We start from the raw sequence: 15,613 nt of genomic DNA, 5'->3' as shown, positions 1-15,613 counted from the left end.
TTGACCTCAAGTGTGCATGATGTTTCACCATCAACCCCATGGACACTTCAGACGTCTCTTCGCGCGAGGCCGACATCGCAGCGATCGAGCAGGTGATCGCCGTAGTCGAACACGCCCAGAACAATGAGCTCCCCGACGAGTTCCTCGGGCTGTTCCGAACGGATGCGATCTGGACAACGGGCGGTGGCAAGCGTCTCTTCGGCCTCGAGGCGATCTCGACCTTCACACATCAGGTGCTTCCGGGCGGGATGCAGGGCATGACGGTCACGTTCGAGTTGGAGCACGTGCTCTTCATCCGCCCCGACGTCGCGGCGGTCAAGGTGCGCCAGGTGTACCGGACGCCCGATGGGCCGGACGTGGGTACGCCGCTGTGGGTCATGACGAAAGAGGACGGACGGTGGCTTCTGACCGCCTGCCAGAACACCGGCGTTCTCGACGACGAGTTGGTTGCAGACGCGGAAAGCAGGCCTGTCTTCAGTCAGGGCGACTGAAGACAGGCTGCAGTGCGTAAGAGCTACTTCTTGACTGTCTTGTTGTACTGGTCGATCTGGGGCTTGATGGAGTCTGCGGCGGCCTTCATTGCGGTCGCTGGGTCGGTGCCTAGGACTGCCTTCTCCAGGCCGTCTTCGGCGGCTTTGCGAGCCTGCGGCATGACGCCGAGGATGCAGCCGGAGGAGGCGTTGGTCGGCTTGGTGTTGTGGAGTTGGGTGATCGCGGTGGTGAACTGCGGGTACTGCGCCACCCACGCCTTGTCGGCGGGTTCGTCCAGCGCCTTCTTGTTGATGGGGAAGTAGCCGGTGCCGGTGTGCCAGGCTGCTTGCTGGGCGGGGGAGGAGGCGAACTTCACGAACTCCCACGAGGCGCGCTTCTCGGCATCCGAGTGGCCGGGGCCGTCGATCCACAGCGACGCGCCGCCGATGATCGGTCCACCGCTGTCAGAGGCGGTCAGGTGCGGGAACGGCGCGGTCATCACCGTGAACTTGCCCTTCGCGGCGTCCAGGTAGCCCCGCAGTGCACCGGTCGACTCCAGGTGCATCGCCGACGTACCGGACTTGAAGACGGCCTGTGCGTCGTCGGTCTTCTTGCCGGTGTTCGGCATCAGGCCCTGCTTGACCATCTCCTGGTACCAGGTCGCGATCTTCACGCCCTGCTCGTCGGCGAAGTTCACCTTCGTCGCGAGGTCCTTGCGGCCGTTGTCGTTGTCGCAGTACGTCGTACCGGACTGGGCGATCAGCTGCTCGACGAACCAGCCGTAGATCGCCGCGTTGAAGCCGTACTGCACGGTCTTCCCGCCCTGCTTGACGGTCAGCTTCTTCGCGGCCGCCATGATCTCGTCGAGGTTCGTCGGCGGCTTCGCCGGGTCGAGGCCGGCCTTCACGAAGGCTTCCTTGTTGATGTACAGCAACGGCATCGACGTGTTGAACGGCATCGAGTTCAGCTGTGCGTCGATCGAGTAGTAGTTCGCGATGTTCGGCTCGATCGAGTCCAGCGTGTAGCCGTCCTTGTCGGCGAACTTCTGCACCGGCACGGTCTGCTTGGAGTCGATCATGAACCGCGACCCGATGTCGTAGATCTGTACGACGGAAGGCGTGTTGCCCTGCTGTACCGAGGTCTTGTACTTCGTGATCGTGTCGTCGTAGTCACCCTGGTAGACCGCGGTGACCTCGATCTTGCCGGAGTTCGCGGCGTTGAACGCCTTCACCAGCTTGTCGACGGCCGCGCCGTTCGCGCCCTTCATGCCGTGCCAGAAGGTGACCTTCGTGACCCCGCTCGCCTTGTCGAGCGCGCCGGCGTCGGGCGCGTCCTGCCCGCCACTGCCGGAGTCCTTGGAATCCGAGGAGCCACCACAGCCGGCGGCGACCAGAGCCAGCACCGCCAGCAGTGCCGCGGCACTCGCCGTACGTCGAACGGATCTCATACGAAACCAACCTTTCTCAGCGAATCGCACCCGCGGTCAGCCCGCGGACGATGAAGCGCTGGCCGAAGATCACGATGGCCAGCGTGGGCAGGATCGACAGCGTGACGCCGGCCAGGATGAGTCCCGGGTCGGCGGCCTCCGCGTCGTTGAGCTGGCTGATGCCGATCTGCAAGGTACGGCGGGACGCCGAGTCGCCGATCAGCAACGGCCAGAAGAACTGGTTCCACGCGGACAGGAACACGTACAGCCCGACCGCCATCAGCGCCGGCTTGTTCAGCGGCAGCAGGATCCGGCTGAGGAACCGCCAGTGACCGGCACCGTCGATCGTTGCCGCGTCCCGCAGTTCCACCGGGAACTGCAGGAACGACTGCCGGAGCAGGAACACCCCGAACGCGTTCGCCAGGAACGGCAGCACCAGCGCGATCATCGTCCCGGCGTACGTCTTGGTCAGTCCGTGCCCGCCGAGCTCCCAGCCGGTGATGGTCAGGTAGTTCGGCAGGACGATCGACTCCCACGGCACCATCAGCGTGGCCAGGAAGAGCCCGAACAGCACGGTGCGTCCCCACATCTTCATGAAGACGAACGCGTACGCCGCCAGCACGCTGGTGATCAGCTGCGACAGCGTGATGATCGACGTCTGCAGGATCGAGTTCAGGTACTGCTGCCCGATCGGCGTGCCCGACGACGTCGCACCCTTGTAGTTGCCGGTGAAGAACCCGTGCGGGAAGAGATCCGGCGGGTACGACGAGATCCGCCCGGGTGCCATGACCGACCCGGCGATGACGTAGTACACCGGGAAGATCACCAGGAGCGCGGCCCCGATCAGCACCACGTAGGTGACAACACGACCTGTTCTCACTTGTAGTGCACCCGCCTCTCCAGGACGCCGAACTGGATCGCCGTACAGGCGAGCAGGATCACGAGCAGCACGATCGCCTGGGCCGACGCGGCGCCGAAGTCGCTGGCGTTGTTCGCGAAGGCGGTGTGGTAGATCGAGTAGACGAGCGTCTTGGTCGACTGCTCCGGGCCGCCCTCCGGCGTCAGGATCTTGATCTGCCCGAAGCCCTGCAGGGACTGGATCGTGGAGATCACGATCAGGAAGAACAACTGCGGGCCGAGCAGCGGGATCGTGATGTACCGCGACGCGCGGAAGCCGCCGGCGCCGTCCAGGGTGGCGGCCTCGTTGATCTCGGTCGGGATCGCGCCGATACCCGCGGACAGGACCAGGACGTTGTACCCGATGCTCATCCAGACCGTGGTGATGGCGATGCTGATCAGCGCCCAGGACGGGTCGGTCAGCCACCCGATCCGGTCGACGCCGAACCGGCCGAGCAGGCCGTTCGCGAGCCCGATCGCCGGGTTGTAGATGGTGGCGAAGATGACTGAGGCGCTGGCGACCGAGAACGCGAACGGCAGCGCGAACGCGGTCCGGAAGATCCGGATGCCCTTGATGTGCTGTTCGAGCAGCAGTACGACGACCAGCGCGCCGAGCACGCCGGGGATCACGGTCAGCAGCACGAACGCGAACGTCACCCAGAGGATGTGCCGGAACTCGGCCGAGCCGAGCATGTCCTTGTAGTGCTGCAGCCCGACGTACGCGTCCGGCCGGCCGAACAGGTCCGAGCCGTGCAGCGACAGCGAGACGGACTTACCGAGCGGCCAGACGATGAACAGTGCGAACACCACGACGCACGGCAGGAGCATCAACCAGGACAGCAGCGAAGCGGGAGTGGGGCGGCGTCCGGCGCGCGCCGCGGCTGTTGTTGTAGTCAATCGCTTACCTCCAGTAGGGGCGCAGTCTTACACCGCCCGGGGTCCTCCAGAGCCAGGCACGCTAGGCTGAGCGCCCGTGAAGGTCTTGGTGATCGGCTCGGGTGGCCGCGAGCATGCTCTGGCCTGGGCGCTGGCCCAGGATTCGGAGGTCGAGCAGGTCGTGGCGGCCCCGGGCAACCCTGGCATTGCCGTGTTGCGTCCGGCGTACGACGGGCAAACGATCGTTTGCCGTCCGGTGGACATCTCCGACCACGACGCGGTCGTCGCGCTGGCGCGGGAGCTGGGCGTCGATCTGGTGATCGTCGGACCGGAGGCGCCGCTGGTAGCCGGCCTGGCCGATCCGCTGCGGGACGCCGGGTTCGCGGTCTTCGGACCGTCCCGGGAGGCCGCGCAGATCGAGGGCTCGAAGGCCTTCGCCAAGGACGTGATGGCCGCCGCGAGCGTGCCGACCGGACGGGCCTACGTCTGCACGACGCCCGAGGAGGCCGCGACGGCGATCGACGCGTTCGGGCCGCCGTACGTCGTGAAGGACGACGGGCTCGCCGCGGGTAAGGGTGTGGTCGTCACCTCGGACCGTGAGGCGGCGCTCGCGCACGCGGCCGAGTGCGACCAGGTGCTGATCGAGGAGTTCCTGGACGGCCCTGAGGTGTCCCTGTTCGCGATCACCGACGGCACGACTGTGCTGCCGATGCAACCGGCGCAGGACTTCAAGCGCCTCGGCGACAACGACGAGGGCCCGAACACCGGCGGCATGGGCGCCTACACGCCGCTCCCGTGGGCGCCGGACGACCTGGTCGCCGACATCACCGAGAACGTCCTGCAGCCGACGATCGACGAGCTCCGCCATCGCGGTACGCCGTTCAGTGGTCTCCTGTACGCCGGTCTCGCGCTGACGTCGCGTGGTGTCCGCGTGATCGAGTTCAACTGCCGCTTCGGTGACCCGGAGACGCAGGCGCTGCTGCCGATGCTGAAGACCCCGTTGGGTGGCCTGCTGTACGCCGCCGCGACCGGCAAGCTCGCCGACCACGGTGACCTGAGCTGGCGGAACGCGTCGTCGGTCGCGGTCGTGGTCGCCGCGAAGAAGTACCCGGCCAGCCCGCGCAGCGGCGACGCGATCACCGGCGTCGAGCAGGCGGAGAGCGACGACGTCCGCGTCTTCCACGCCGGTACGGCGCTCGACGACGAGGAACTGGTGACGGCAGGCGGCCGCGTCCTCGCGGTGAGCGCCGTCGGCAAGGACCTCGCCGAGGCCCGCCAGCGCGCGTACGCCGCCGTCGGTCAGATCCGGATCAAGGGCTCCCAGCACCGCACCGACATCGCCCTCAAGGCCGAGCGCGGCGAGATCACCGTCTGACCGCACAGCAGCTCACCGCAGCCCGAGGTCAGGATAAAGTCGAGAATTCGATGGAACCGGATCCAGGGGTCGGGGGTGTTGGTAGGTATGGAGACGGAGGGGCTGCGAGAGTTCTACAGCGCCCACCAGCCGCGGCTGGTGGGTGTGATCTCGCTGCTGACCGGGTCGCGTGCCGAGGCCGAGGACATCGTCCAGGAGGCGTTCGTCCGGCTCGTGCCCCGCTGGGAGAAGGTGTCGCGGTACGAGGCTCCGGAGGCCTGGGTTCGCCTGGTCGCGGTGCGGCTGGCCGCGAACAGGCACCGGGACGGCAATCGGTTCACGCAGTTGTTCCACCGGCTGCCGGCCGAACACGTCCCGGACCCCGCCGACCGGTATGCCGGTGACCTCGAGCAGGCTCTCGCCGGCCTGCCGATGCCGACCCGGCAGGTTGTCGTCCTCCATTACGTCTGTGACCTGAGCGTGGCTCAGGTGGCGGACACGCTCGGAATCGCGGAGGGCACGGTCAAATCGCGCCTGTCCCGCGCCCGGGACACCCTGTCCGATTCATTGCTGTTGAGGAGTGACGACCATGCCTGATCTGCAGGAGGACCTGCAGGCGCTGGCCGACCGCCGCGCCGCCGAGTCCGCCGGAGACTTCGACTCCGTTCTGACCACGGCCAAGACCCGCAAGCGCCGCCGGACCGCCGGTCTGACCGTGATCGGTGCGGCCGCGGTGGTCGGCGCCGTCGCGATCGTCCCGACGCTCCGGCCGGCGACGAACACGCCCGTCGCTGACAGCCCGGTGCCCACCAACAAGGTTGCGCCGCCGTCGGTGGAGTCGGTGACGTCCGCGCCGCCGCTGCAGAAGGCCGGCGCGCTCGGCCTGAAGTCGCTGAAATCGGTGACCACGCTCGCCGGCGGAGAGTTCGTCGCCTCGTTTCCGGACAAGCAGGTCCGCGCGGTGACGTTCTCGCTGTCCTCGGCGTCCAAGCCGGAAGTCGCGCTGTACACGCTGGTCGCGAAGGTCCCGGGTGACCCGACCACGCCGTACGCGATCCGGATGACGGGTGAGGCGGGTATCGCGATCCCGTCGTACTCCGGCGCCGGTCCGTACACGCTGGCGATGCCGAAGGGCCTGCCGTCGGGCTCGTACCGGGTGTGCACGCTGTCCGGTTCGCTGCTCTGTGGTCTGGTGACCGTCAGCTAGTCGCCGTCTGGGAGAATGGGGTTCGTGACCAAACCCCGGATCCCCAACGTTCTCGCCGCGCGCTACGCCAGTCAGTCGATGGCGGAGCTGTGGTCACCGGAGCACAAGATCGTGCTCGAGCGGAAGCTCTGGGTCGCCGTACTGAAGGCCCAGAGCCGGCTCGGGGTCGCGGTTCCGGACGGGGTCGTCGAGGACTACGAACGAGTGGTCGACCAGGTCGACCTGGCGTCGATCGCGGACCGCGAGCGGGTCACGCGACATGACGTGAAGGCGCGGATCGAGGAGTTCAGCGCGCTCGCCGGGCACGAACACATCCACAAGGGGATGACGAGTCGTGACCTGACCGAGAACGTGGAGCAGCTCCAGATCCGCGCCGGCCTGGAACTGGTCCGGGACCGTGCGGTGGCAACCGCCGTACGGCTCGGCCAGCTGGCGGCCGACCACGCGGCGCTGGTGCTGACCGGGCGCTCGCACAACGTGGCCGCCCAGGCGACCACGCTGGGCAAGCGGTTCGCGTCGGCCGCCGACGAACTGCTGGTCGCGGTCGCCCGGATCGAGGAGCTGATCGAGCGGTACCCGCTGCGCGGCATCAAGGGCCCGGTGGGTACGTCGCAGGACATGCTGGACCTGTTCGGCGGTGACCCGGCGAAGCTGGACGAGCTGGAGCAGGACATCGCCCAGCACCTCGGGTTCAGCCACACACTCACGAGCGTCGGCCAGGTGTACCCGCGGTCGCTCGACTACGAGGTCGTGTCCGCGCTGGTGCAGCTCGCCGCGGGCCCGTCGAGCCTCGCGACCACGATCCGGCTGATGGCCGGGCACGAGCTGGTCACCGAAGGCTTCAAGGAGGGCCAGGTCGGCTCCTCGGCGATGCCGCACAAGATGAACACCCGGTCCTGCGAGCGGGTCAACGGTCTCGCGGTGATCCTCCGCGGGTACGCGTCGATGGCGGGCGAGCTGGCCGGCAACCAGTGGAACGAGGGCGACGTCTTCTGTTCCGTCGTACGGCGGGTCGCGCTGCCGGACGCGTTCTTCGCGCTGGACGGGCTGTTCGAGACGTTCCTGACCGTGCTGGACGAGTTCGGGGTGTACCCGGCGGTCGTGTCGCGTGAGCTCGAGCGGTACCTGCCGTTCCTGACCACGACCAAGGTGCTGATGGCCGCGGTGAAGAACGGTGTCGGCCGGGAGACCGCGCACGAGGTGATCAAGGAGCACGCGGTCGCCACCGCGCTCGACCTCCGCAAGGGCCTCCCGGCGAACGACCTGTTCCACCGCCTCGGCGCCGACGGCCGCCTCGGCCTCACCGAGGAGCAGATCGTCGGCATCGTCGGCGAGCCACTGTCCTTCACCGGCGCGGCCGTCGCCCAGGTCGCCACGGTCGTCGCCAAGATCGACGAACTCGCCAAGCGCCACCCGGAAGCAGCCGCCTACACCCCGGGTGACATCCTCTAACTCGTGTTCGCACCGCTCACCTGGTTTCTTGTCGCGTCGGCGCTGCTTGCGATGGTGTACGCCGTCGTGCTGGCGGCGCGGGACAAGCGGATCGACTGGACTGTGCTGGGCGCGGTCGGGATCGTCGAGGTCGGGCTGATCACGCAACTGGTCGTGGGGATCGCGCAGTACGCCGGGACCGACCGGGACGTGTCCGGCCCGTTCTTCATCGGGTACCTGATCGGGTCGCTGATCATCCTGCCGATCGGGGCGTTCTGGGCACTGGCCGAGAGCAGCCGGTGGGGTGCTGGCGCGTTGGCCATCGCCTGCCTGGTGATCCCGATCGTCGAGCTGCGGCTGCACGACCTGTGGGCGGTCTGAGATGACCGATCCCGCGGCCACGAAGCACGGGCCCGGACGGATCCTGATCGCGGTGTACGGCGTGTTCGCGCTGGCCGCGACCGCGCGGGCCGGCGTACAGATCGCGACCAAGTTCGGCGACGCCCCGATCGCGTACCTGTTGTCGGCCGTTGCCGCAGTCATCTATTGCGCCGCGACGTTCGCGCTGGCGAAGGCGACCGTGGTGTCGCGCAAGGTCGCCACGGCCGCGATCGCGATCGAGCTGGCCGGTGTGATCGCGATCGGCGCGTTCAGTTACGCCGTACCGGACGACTTCCCGGACGCGACCGTGTGGTCGCACTTCGGGCAGGGCTACGGCTTCGTGCCGCTCGTCCTTCCCGTGCTCGGCCTGCTCTGGCTCCGTCGCACGCGGTGAGTCCCAGGAAACTGCCAGCCACACACAGGGGCTGACTCAGGTTCACCGGACAGCATCGGTGACATGCAGATTCCAGGTCATCCTCGGGTCGAGATCGTCGTACCCGTCAAGAACGAGGAAAACGACCTCGGACCGAATATCAGACGGTTGCGGGAGTTCCTCGACACCGCTTTCCCGTTTCCGGCCGAGGTCTGCATCGCGGACAACGGAAGTACGGACGCGACATATGAGATCGGCACGCTGCTCGCCGCCGAGCTGCCCGGGGTCCGGGTGGTGCGGCTCGAGCAGTCCGGGCGCGGGCGCGCGCTGAAGCAGGTCTGGTCCGCCAGCACCGCCGAGGTGCTCGCCTACATGGACGTCGACCTGTCCACCAACCTGAACGCGCTGCTGCCGCTGGTCGCGCCGCTGCTCGCCGGGCACAGTGACGTTGCCATCGGCACCCGGTTGGCGAAGAGCTCCCGGGTGGTCCGGCGGCCGAAGCGGGAGTTCATCTCGCGCTCGTACAACCTGTTGCTACGGGCAACGTTGAGCGCGCACTTCTCCGACGCGCAGTGCGGCTTCAAGGCGATCCGCGCCGACGTGGCGCGCGAGCTGCTGCCGCTGGTGGAGGACACCAGTTGGTTCTTCGACACCGAGCTGCTGGTGCTCGCGGAGCAGGCCGGGCTGCGGATCCACGAAATACCGGTGGACTGGGTCGACGACCTGGACTCCCGGGTCGCGATCGCGAAGACGGTGGGCGAGGACCTGCGGGGGATCGCCCGACTCATGCGCGATGTGGGACGTGGGCGCGTCGACCTGGAGCCGATCCGGCAGAAGTACGGCCGGCCACGCATCCTCGATCCGCGGACCGCGATGGCTGCGCGGGTCCTGCGGTTCTGCGCGGTCGGGGTGCTGAGTACGGCGGCGTACGCGCTGCTCTATCTCGTGCTGCGCCAGGGCATGCCGGCCCAGGTGGCGAACCTGATGGCGCTGCTGATCACCGCGGTCGGCAACACCGCGCTCAACCGGCGGGTCACGTTCGGGGTGCGCGGTATCGAAGGCCGCTGGCGGCATCACCTGCGCGGCCTGGTCACCTTCGGGATCGGCTGGAGCCTGACCGCGGCGTCGCTCTGGCTGTTGCACACCGCGGTCGCCGCGCCACACCAGGCGGTCGAGATCACCGTCCTGACGATCGCGAACCTGGCCGCAACTGTCGTCCGGTTCAGCCTCTTCCAGGCCTGGGTCTTCGACGACAACGCACCCACCATCCCCACCTTCGAACCCCCGGCGGTTCTCGAAAACACCCGGAGCAACTGACATGGCGACACTCACCGATCCCGTCGAGGCGACAAGACCTCGCGCGATCTCCACGCAGTACACGCTCGGAAGGGACAAGGTCCTGTACGGCGGTCTGCTGGCGCTGACCGCGATCGCGTACCTGTGGGGCCTGTCCAAGAACGGCTACGCGAACGAGTACTACGCCGCCGCGGTGCAGGCCGGGTCGACGAGCTGGAAGGCCTGGTTCTTCGGGTCGCTCGACTCCTCCAGCTTCATCACCGTCGACAAGACCCCTGCCTCGCTGTGGGTGATGGGGCTGTCCGGGCGGATCTTCGGCTTCAACACCTGGAGCATGCTGGTACCCGAGGCGCTGATGGGCGTCGCGAGCGTCGGCTTCGTGTACGTGTCCGTACGGCGGTGGTTCTCCGCGAACGCCGGCCTGCTGGCCGGAGCGATCCTCGCGATGACGCCCGTCGCCGTACTGATGTTCCGGTTCAACAACCCGGACGCGCTGCTGATCCTGCTGCTCGTCGCCGGCGCATGGGCCGTGACGCGGGCGATCGACTCCGTGAAGCACTCGGCGCGATGGATGATCCTGGCCGGTGCCCTTGTCGGGTTCGGCTTCCTGACGAAGATGCTGCAGGCGTTCCTCATCCTGCCCGCGTTCGGGATCGCGTACCTGGTTGCCGGGAAGCCGGCGTGGGGGAAGCGTCTCCTGCACCTGGTGCTCGCGACTGTTTCGCTGATCGTGAGCGCCGGCTGGTGGGTCGCGGTCGTCGAGCTGATTCCGGCCTCGGCGCGACCGTACATCGGTGGGTCGTCGACGAACAGCATTCTCGAGCTGACCCTCGGCTACAACGGCCTCGGCCGGTTGAACGGCAACGAGACCGGTTCGGTCGGCGGCGGGACCGGTGGCGCCGGGTGGGGTGGCGCAGCCGGCGTCCAGCGGCTGTTCGGCGGTGAGTTCGCCTCACAGATCGCTTGGCTGCTGCCGGCGGCTCTGCTCGCGACGATCGTGCTGGTTGTTGCCTCGGGCAAAGCGCCGCGGACGGATCGGAAGCGGGCATTCGCGCTGCTGTGGGGCGGCTGGCTGGTTGTCACCGGGCTGGTGTTCAGCTACATGCAGGGCATCATCCACAGCTACTACATGATCGCGCTGGCTCCGGCGATCGGTGCGCTGATCGGTGCGGCGATGGCGGTGCTCTGGAAGCGACGTACGGAATGGTTGCCACGAACAACGTTGGCCGGCGGGATCCTGCTGACGGCAGGGTGGAGCTTCGCGCTGCTGAACCAGACGCCGACGTGGCAGCCGTGGTTGCGCTGGGTGGTTCTGGCCGCCGGTGTGGTGGCGGCCGGGTTGCTGATGGTGCTGCCTGAGCTGAAGTTGCACCGTACGGCGGCTCGGCGGGCCGGGCTGTTCGCGGCGACACTGCTCGCGGTGAGCGCGCTGGCCGGGCCGACGGCGTACTCGGTCGAGACGATCAGTGCGGCGCACGCCGGTGCATTGCCTTCCGCTGGACCGTCGGGTGCCGGTGGCATGGGCGGTGGGCGCGGTGGCTTCGGTGGCGGCGGCCGGATGGGGACGCTGCCTGGCCAGACCGGCACCGGTACGACGCAGCAGCCGGGGACCGGCGCTACGCAGCAAGCTGGTCCTGGTGGTGGCGGTATGGGCGGGTTCCTCGGCGGTGGCGGGATCAGTGGAGTCTCCAGCGAGCTGGTGACCCTGCTGCAGCAGGGCGCGAAGGGGTACACCTGGGCCGCCGCGGCAGTCACCGCGAACGGCGCCGCGCCGCTGCAGATCGCGTCCGGCGAGCCGATCATGGCGATCGGCGGGTTCAACGGCACCGACCCGGCGCCTTCGCTCGACGAGTTCAAGGAGCTGGTTGCCCAGGGCAAGATCCACTACTTCATTGGAAGCAGTGGCGGCGGGATGATGGGCGGCCGCAACGGCACCTCGAGCGAGATCGCCACCTGGGTCAGCGAGAACTTCCAGTCCCAGACCGTCGGCAGCACCGCCGTCTACGACCTCTCCACCGGAACAGGAGCATGAAGATGACACAGTCCACAGAAGCCCAGTTCCAGGCTGCACAGGCCGCCCAGAGCAACCCGGCCACCCCGCCGGCTCAGGAGCCGGAGGTTACGAAGGGTGGTCGGCCTAGCAATCTGGTGCTTGCTGGGGCCGGTTCGATCCTTGCCGTGCTGGCTTTCCTCGGCGGGATGGCGGTCGGGCACTCGTGGGACGGCACGAGCAACCAGCAGGGCCAGTTCGGCGGCCCCGGCGGGTTCCCCCAGGGCAACGGCCAAGGCACCGGGCAAGCCACACCCCCGAACCGCTGACCCGAGTGCCCCACCGACCATTCTGGACGAGCGTCAAGGACGAGACGACACGCTGAATGGTTCACTTGCGCACCGGGAGGGGTAAGGATCGGTGCGTGGAATGGTCGAACGTCACTTGGTTCCTGACCGCGCTCGGCGCGGTCGTCGTACTGATCACGCGCGTCCGGCTCGGTGGGACTGTTGTCGACGGCACCGGTCACGGCGCCGGCCGGCACGGGTACTCAGCAACGCTGATACGGCTGCACACCGTGGTCGGAGTGATCACGCTGATCGGCTGGGTCGTTGCCCTGGTCACCGGTCGGCGCGAGATCGCTCTGGTCATACTTGCCGGTTGGTGGTTGCTGACGGTCATCGGATTGTTGCTTCTGGCCCGTTGGCTGCCGAGCGCCGGCAAACACTCCGAGGATGCGCAGAGTGACGCCTGGGGTTCCGGCGCCGGCCTGTCCGTCCTCGGCCACGTGGGCATGCTGATCGGCGTCGGCTATTTCACGTTCGTCGCGGTCACGGACCGTCTCTGAGTCCGGCGATCAGCGCCGTGACAGAGCGTCGTACGGCGGCCTCGAACGCTTCTGGTGAGAGCGTTGTTCCGGTCCCGGCGACCCGGTCGTACATCAGTCCGTCCAGCATCGCGGCGACCGGCCACGCCGCCGCCTCCGGATCGGGTACGCCGAGACCGGCCAGCAACTGCGTGAGCATCGCCCGCAGCTGCCGTCCGCCTTCGTCGATCGCGGTCCGCAGTTCCGGCTGACGGCTCGCCTCCAGCGACAACTCGTACCGCGCGACCAGGTCGTCCGGCCGGTCTTGCGCGAGGCCCGCCGTCATCGCCACCATCAGCTCGACCGGATCCGCCCCGGGCGGCGGCATCCCGGCCACGTCCCGGGTGAGCATCCGGCTCACGCACGCGGTGAGCAGGGCGTTCCGCGTCCGCAGGTAGTACGACGTGGAGCCGGGCGGCAGGCCCGCCTCGGCGTCGACGGCGCGGTGCGTCAGCCCGCGCAGTCCGCGGGTCGCGACGAGATGGATCGCCGCGTCCGCGATGGCGTCCTGCCGATCCGCACCCCGCGGAGCCTCCTTCGTCACGTCGCACAGTCTCGCACTTCCCAGCCGAACTCTACAGATGTAGAGTCGGTGTCATGAGTACGGCGATCGTGGTCGGGGCGGGTATCGGAGGGGTCATGGCTGCTGTCGCGCTGCAACGGCGCGGCTGGCAGGTCACAGTCCTGGAGCGTGCTCCGGAGCTGGGTGAGGTTGGGGCCGGTATCTCGGTCTGGCCGTCGGCGGTCGCCGTGCTCGAGGAACTCGGGGTCAAGGGCGTCGAGAAGGCGTCGGTGCAGTCCAAGCCGGCCGGGATGCGTAAACCCGACGGCCGCTGGGTGGTCGGCGCGGCCGATCTGGGCATGGAGCTCCCGGTGATGATCCATCGCGCGCAGCTCCACGACCTGATCACGGCCGAGTTCGGTCCGGCGGTGACGGTCCGGACCGGGTACGACGTACGGACGGTGACGCAGGATTCGCATGGTGTCACGGTCAACGGTGAGCTGCGGGCGGAGCTGCTGGTGGCGGCTGACGGGATCCGGAGCGCGGTGCGTGGAGCGCTGTATCCGCAGTACGCAGGACCGCGGTACTCCGGGTTCACGGCGTACCGCGGGATCGCGGACGTGGACCTCGACGACGGTGGCGGCGAGACTTGGGGCCGCGGGCAACTGTTCGGATTCGCGCGGCTGATCGACGGGCGGTTCTACTGGTACGCGACCGCGAACCAGCCGGCCGGCACGAAGAGCGAGCCGACCGTGTTCGAGAGCTGGCACGATCCGCTGCCGCGGTTGATCGCGGGCAGCGAGAAGATCCTGCAGAACGACATCTACGACCTGACGTTGCCGCTGGTGCCGTTCGTGCAGGGGAGGGTGGTGCTGCTCGGGGACGCGGCGCACGCGATGACGCCGAACCTTGGCCGCGGCGCCTGCTCCGCGATCGAGGACGCCGGCGCGCTGGCGCGCCACCTCGGACGGACCAGCGATCTGCCGGCGGCGCTGACGGCGTACGACGCCGAACGGCGGCCCGCGACGACCAAGCTGGTGAAGCGCTCTCGCAGCGTCGGCCGTGTGGGCCAGACGGAGAACCCAGTGCTCTGCACGATCCGTGACGCCTTGCTCGCCGTCGGCGGGAAGCTGGTGGCCCTGCGGGCCCGCAAGTAGGCGGATGGAACAATCTGGCCTGTGACCACACCTCCGCAGGCGCCCGAGATTCCTGGTGCGAAGCACCTCCACTCCGGCAAGGTCCGGGATCTGTACGAGCTCGAGTCCGGCGACCTGCTGATGGTCGCTAGCGACCGGCAGAGCGCGTTCGACTGGATCCTGGAGACGCCGATCCCCGACAAGGGGAAGGTGCTCACCGCGATGAGCCTGTGGTGGTTCGAGCAGCTGGACGTGCCGAACCACATCATCTCCACGGACGTGCCGGCCGAGGTCGCCGGGCGGGCCGTGGTGTGCGAGAAGCTCGCGATCTACCCGGTGGAGTGCGTGGCCCGCGGGTACCTGAGCGGCACCGGCCTGCTCGATTACAACGCCACCGGCGCGGTCTGCGGGATCCCGCTGCCGGGCGGCCTGGTCGAGGGCTCGCGCTTCGACACCCCGATCTTCACGCCGGCCACGAAGGCCGCGCTCGGCGAGCACGACGAGAACGTGTCGTACGACGTGGTGGTCGCGACCGTCGGCGCGGACACGGCGGCTGCCCTGCGGGACACCACGCTCGAGATCTACACGACGGCGCGGGCGATGGCCGAGGAGCGCGGGATCATCCTGGCCGACACGAAGTTCGAGTTCGGTGCCCGCGCGGACGGGACGCTCGTGCTCGCCGACGAGGTGCTGACACCGGATTCGAGCCGCTTCTGGCCGGCCGACCAGTGGGCGCCGGGCAAGCCGCAGCCGTCGTACGACAAGCAGATCATCCGGGACTGGCTGCAGTTCGAGTCCGGCTGGGACCGCACATCCGGTGAGGCGCCACCGCCGTTGACCGACGAGGTCGTCGAGCGGACCAGGTCGTCGTACATCGCGGCGTACGAGCAGCTGACCGGGCGGAAGTTCGACGCCTAGATCGCGCTGATGCCCAGCGCCAGCAGGATGAAGCGGGCGCTGCGGCCGACCAGGACCGACAGCGTGAAGACGACGGTCTTCATCCGCGAGGCGCCGCCGATCAGCGCGACGCCGTACAGCGGCGGGACGCCGACGAACGCGCTCAGCAACGTGACCGGGATGCCCCAGCGGCTGTCGCTCATCGCGTCCAGGAGCCGCTTGCTCAGGTCGCGGTTGCGCTGGACGAAGCGGCCCCAGCGGGTGTCCAGGTCGACCGGTTTCGGTTCCTTGGTCTTGCGGGCCGCGTAGCCGGGGCGGTACCGGACGGCGAGGAACATCGCGACCTTGCCGATGGTCTGGCCGACGGCGATGCCGCTCGCGGCGACGATCGGGTTCAGGGCACCGGTGACACCGACGCCGAGCACGTACGCCTCGGCGTTCACGAACGGTACGACGGCGGACCCGATCCCGAAGCCCACCGCAACCACCAGTTGCCACACCCACATAACTC

Annotated in this window: 18 protein-coding genes; 13 read left to right on the top strand and 5 right to left on the bottom strand. The window is 68.2% G+C overall.

What is annotated here, in order from left to right; genetic code table 11:
• The first annotated feature begins 38 nt into the window (after nucleotides 1-38).
• On the top strand, nucleotides 39-491 hold the full coding sequence (locus tag EV649_RS34980; protein WP_130387976.1) for an SgcJ/EcaC family oxidoreductase: 453 nt from the start codon (nucleotides 39-41) through the stop codon (nucleotides 489-491).
• A 23-nt stretch (nucleotides 492-514) separates the two neighbouring features.
• Here EV649_RS34980 and EV649_RS34975 read toward each other — a convergent pair whose 3' ends face one another.
• The 3 genes from EV649_RS34975 to EV649_RS34965 are packed head-to-tail and all read right to left on the bottom strand — an operon-like array spanning nucleotide 515 to nucleotide 3,691.
• Entirely contained in the window at nucleotides 515-1,918 is a 1,404-nt protein-coding gene (locus EV649_RS34975; protein WP_130387975.1) for an ABC transporter substrate-binding protein, read from the bottom strand.
• A gap of 16 nt (nucleotides 1,919-1,934) precedes the next feature.
• Complete coding sequence (locus EV649_RS34970; RefSeq protein WP_130387974.1) at nucleotides 1,935-2,777, bottom strand: carbohydrate ABC transporter permease; 843 nt, start codon at nucleotides 2,775-2,777, stop codon at nucleotides 1,935-1,937.
• Nucleotides 2,774-3,691, bottom strand: coding sequence for a sugar ABC transporter permease (locus EV649_RS34965; protein ID WP_241999073.1), 918 nt, complete (start codon nucleotides 3,689-3,691; stop codon nucleotides 2,774-2,776). The genes EV649_RS34970 and EV649_RS34965 overlap by 4 nt, the downstream gene beginning before the upstream one ends.
• 76 nt (nucleotides 3,692-3,767) lie before the next feature.
• Between EV649_RS34965 and purD the strand changes: the two genes are divergently transcribed.
• The 10 genes from purD (at nucleotide 3,768) to EV649_RS34915 (ending at nucleotide 12,549) form a co-directional block, all read left to right on the top strand.
• Nucleotides 3,768-5,045: a phosphoribosylamine--glycine ligase gene (gene purD / locus EV649_RS34960; RefSeq protein WP_130387973.1), complete on the top strand. Its 1,278-nt coding sequence runs from the start codon at nucleotides 3,768-3,770 to the stop codon at nucleotides 5,043-5,045.
• A gap of 87 nt (nucleotides 5,046-5,132) precedes the next feature.
• On the top strand, nucleotides 5,133-5,621 hold the full coding sequence (locus tag EV649_RS34955) for a SigE family RNA polymerase sigma factor (RefSeq protein WP_130387972.1): 489 nt from the start codon (nucleotides 5,133-5,135) through the stop codon (nucleotides 5,619-5,621).
• On the top strand, nucleotides 5,614-6,231 hold the full coding sequence (locus EV649_RS34950) for a hypothetical protein (protein WP_130387971.1): 618 nt from the start codon (nucleotides 5,614-5,616) through the stop codon (nucleotides 6,229-6,231). The genes EV649_RS34955 and EV649_RS34950 overlap by 8 nt, the downstream gene beginning before the upstream one ends.
• Before the next feature lie 15 nt (nucleotides 6,232-6,246).
• Complete coding sequence (purB, locus tag EV649_RS34945; RefSeq protein ID WP_130387970.1) at nucleotides 6,247-7,683, top strand: adenylosuccinate lyase; 1,437 nt, start codon at nucleotides 6,247-6,249, stop codon at nucleotides 7,681-7,683.
• Between the two features lie 3 nt (nucleotides 7,684-7,686).
• The gene (locus EV649_RS34940) at nucleotides 7,687-8,043 is read left to right on the top strand and encodes a hypothetical protein (RefSeq protein WP_130387969.1); all 357 of its coding nucleotides are present in this window, start codon (nucleotides 7,687-7,689) and stop codon (nucleotides 8,041-8,043) included.
• 1 nt (nucleotide 8,044) lies between these two features.
• Nucleotides 8,045-8,437 (top strand): hypothetical protein, encoded by a 393-nt coding sequence (locus EV649_RS34935; protein WP_130387968.1) that lies wholly within the window; start codon nucleotides 8,045-8,047, stop codon nucleotides 8,435-8,437.
• 63 nt (nucleotides 8,438-8,500) lie between these two features.
• Nucleotides 8,501-9,733: a bifunctional glycosyltransferase family 2/GtrA family protein gene (locus EV649_RS34930; RefSeq protein ID WP_130387967.1), complete on the top strand. Its 1,233-nt coding sequence runs from the start codon at nucleotides 8,501-8,503 to the stop codon at nucleotides 9,731-9,733.
• Nucleotide 9,734: 1 nt separating this feature from the next.
• On the top strand, nucleotides 9,735-11,744 hold the full coding sequence (locus EV649_RS34925) for a glycosyltransferase family 39 protein (protein ID WP_130387966.1): 2,010 nt from the start codon (nucleotides 9,735-9,737) through the stop codon (nucleotides 11,742-11,744).
• A 2-nt stretch (nucleotides 11,745-11,746) separates the two neighbouring features.
• Entirely contained in the window at nucleotides 11,747-12,031 is a 285-nt protein-coding gene (locus tag EV649_RS34920) for a hypothetical protein (RefSeq protein ID WP_130387965.1), read from the top strand.
• Nucleotides 12,032-12,126: 95 nt separating this feature from the next.
• Nucleotides 12,127-12,549, top strand: coding sequence for a hypothetical protein (locus tag EV649_RS34915; RefSeq protein WP_130387964.1), 423 nt, complete (start codon nucleotides 12,127-12,129; stop codon nucleotides 12,547-12,549).
• Here the strand turns inward: EV649_RS34915 and EV649_RS34910 are convergent.
• Nucleotides 12,533-13,111: a TetR family transcriptional regulator C-terminal domain-containing protein gene (locus tag EV649_RS34910; RefSeq protein WP_130387963.1), complete on the bottom strand. Its 579-nt coding sequence runs from the start codon at nucleotides 13,109-13,111 to the stop codon at nucleotides 12,533-12,535. The genes EV649_RS34915 and EV649_RS34910 overlap by 17 nt on opposite strands.
• A 53-nt stretch (nucleotides 13,112-13,164) precedes the next feature.
• Here EV649_RS34910 and EV649_RS34905 point away from each other — a divergent pair, with 53 nt between their 5' ends.
• Together EV649_RS34905 and EV649_RS34900 are read left to right on the top strand one after the other, a co-directional pair.
• Nucleotides 13,165-14,226, top strand: a complete 1,062-nt coding sequence (locus tag EV649_RS34905) for an FAD-dependent oxidoreductase (RefSeq protein ID WP_130387962.1) — start codon at nucleotides 13,165-13,167, stop codon at nucleotides 14,224-14,226.
• 21 nt (nucleotides 14,227-14,247) lie between these two features.
• Entirely contained in the window at nucleotides 14,248-15,123 is an 876-nt protein-coding gene (locus EV649_RS34900; protein WP_130387961.1) for a phosphoribosylaminoimidazolesuccinocarboxamide synthase, read from the top strand.
• Here the strand turns inward: EV649_RS34900 and EV649_RS34895 are convergent.
• Nucleotides 15,120-15,608, bottom strand: coding sequence for a hypothetical protein (locus tag EV649_RS34895; protein ID WP_130387960.1), 489 nt, complete (start codon nucleotides 15,606-15,608; stop codon nucleotides 15,120-15,122). The two genes, EV649_RS34900 and EV649_RS34895, sit on opposite strands and share 4 nt — an antisense overlap.
• Nucleotides 15,609-15,613 lie beyond the last annotated feature (5 nt).

The organism is Kribbella sp. VKM Ac-2569, assembly GCF_004216905.1.
GTDB lineage: Bacteria > Actinomycetota > Actinomycetes > Propionibacteriales > Kribbellaceae > Kribbella.
Note: the sequence above shows the minus strand (reverse complement) of the source record. Positions and strands in the feature narration are given on the sequence as shown.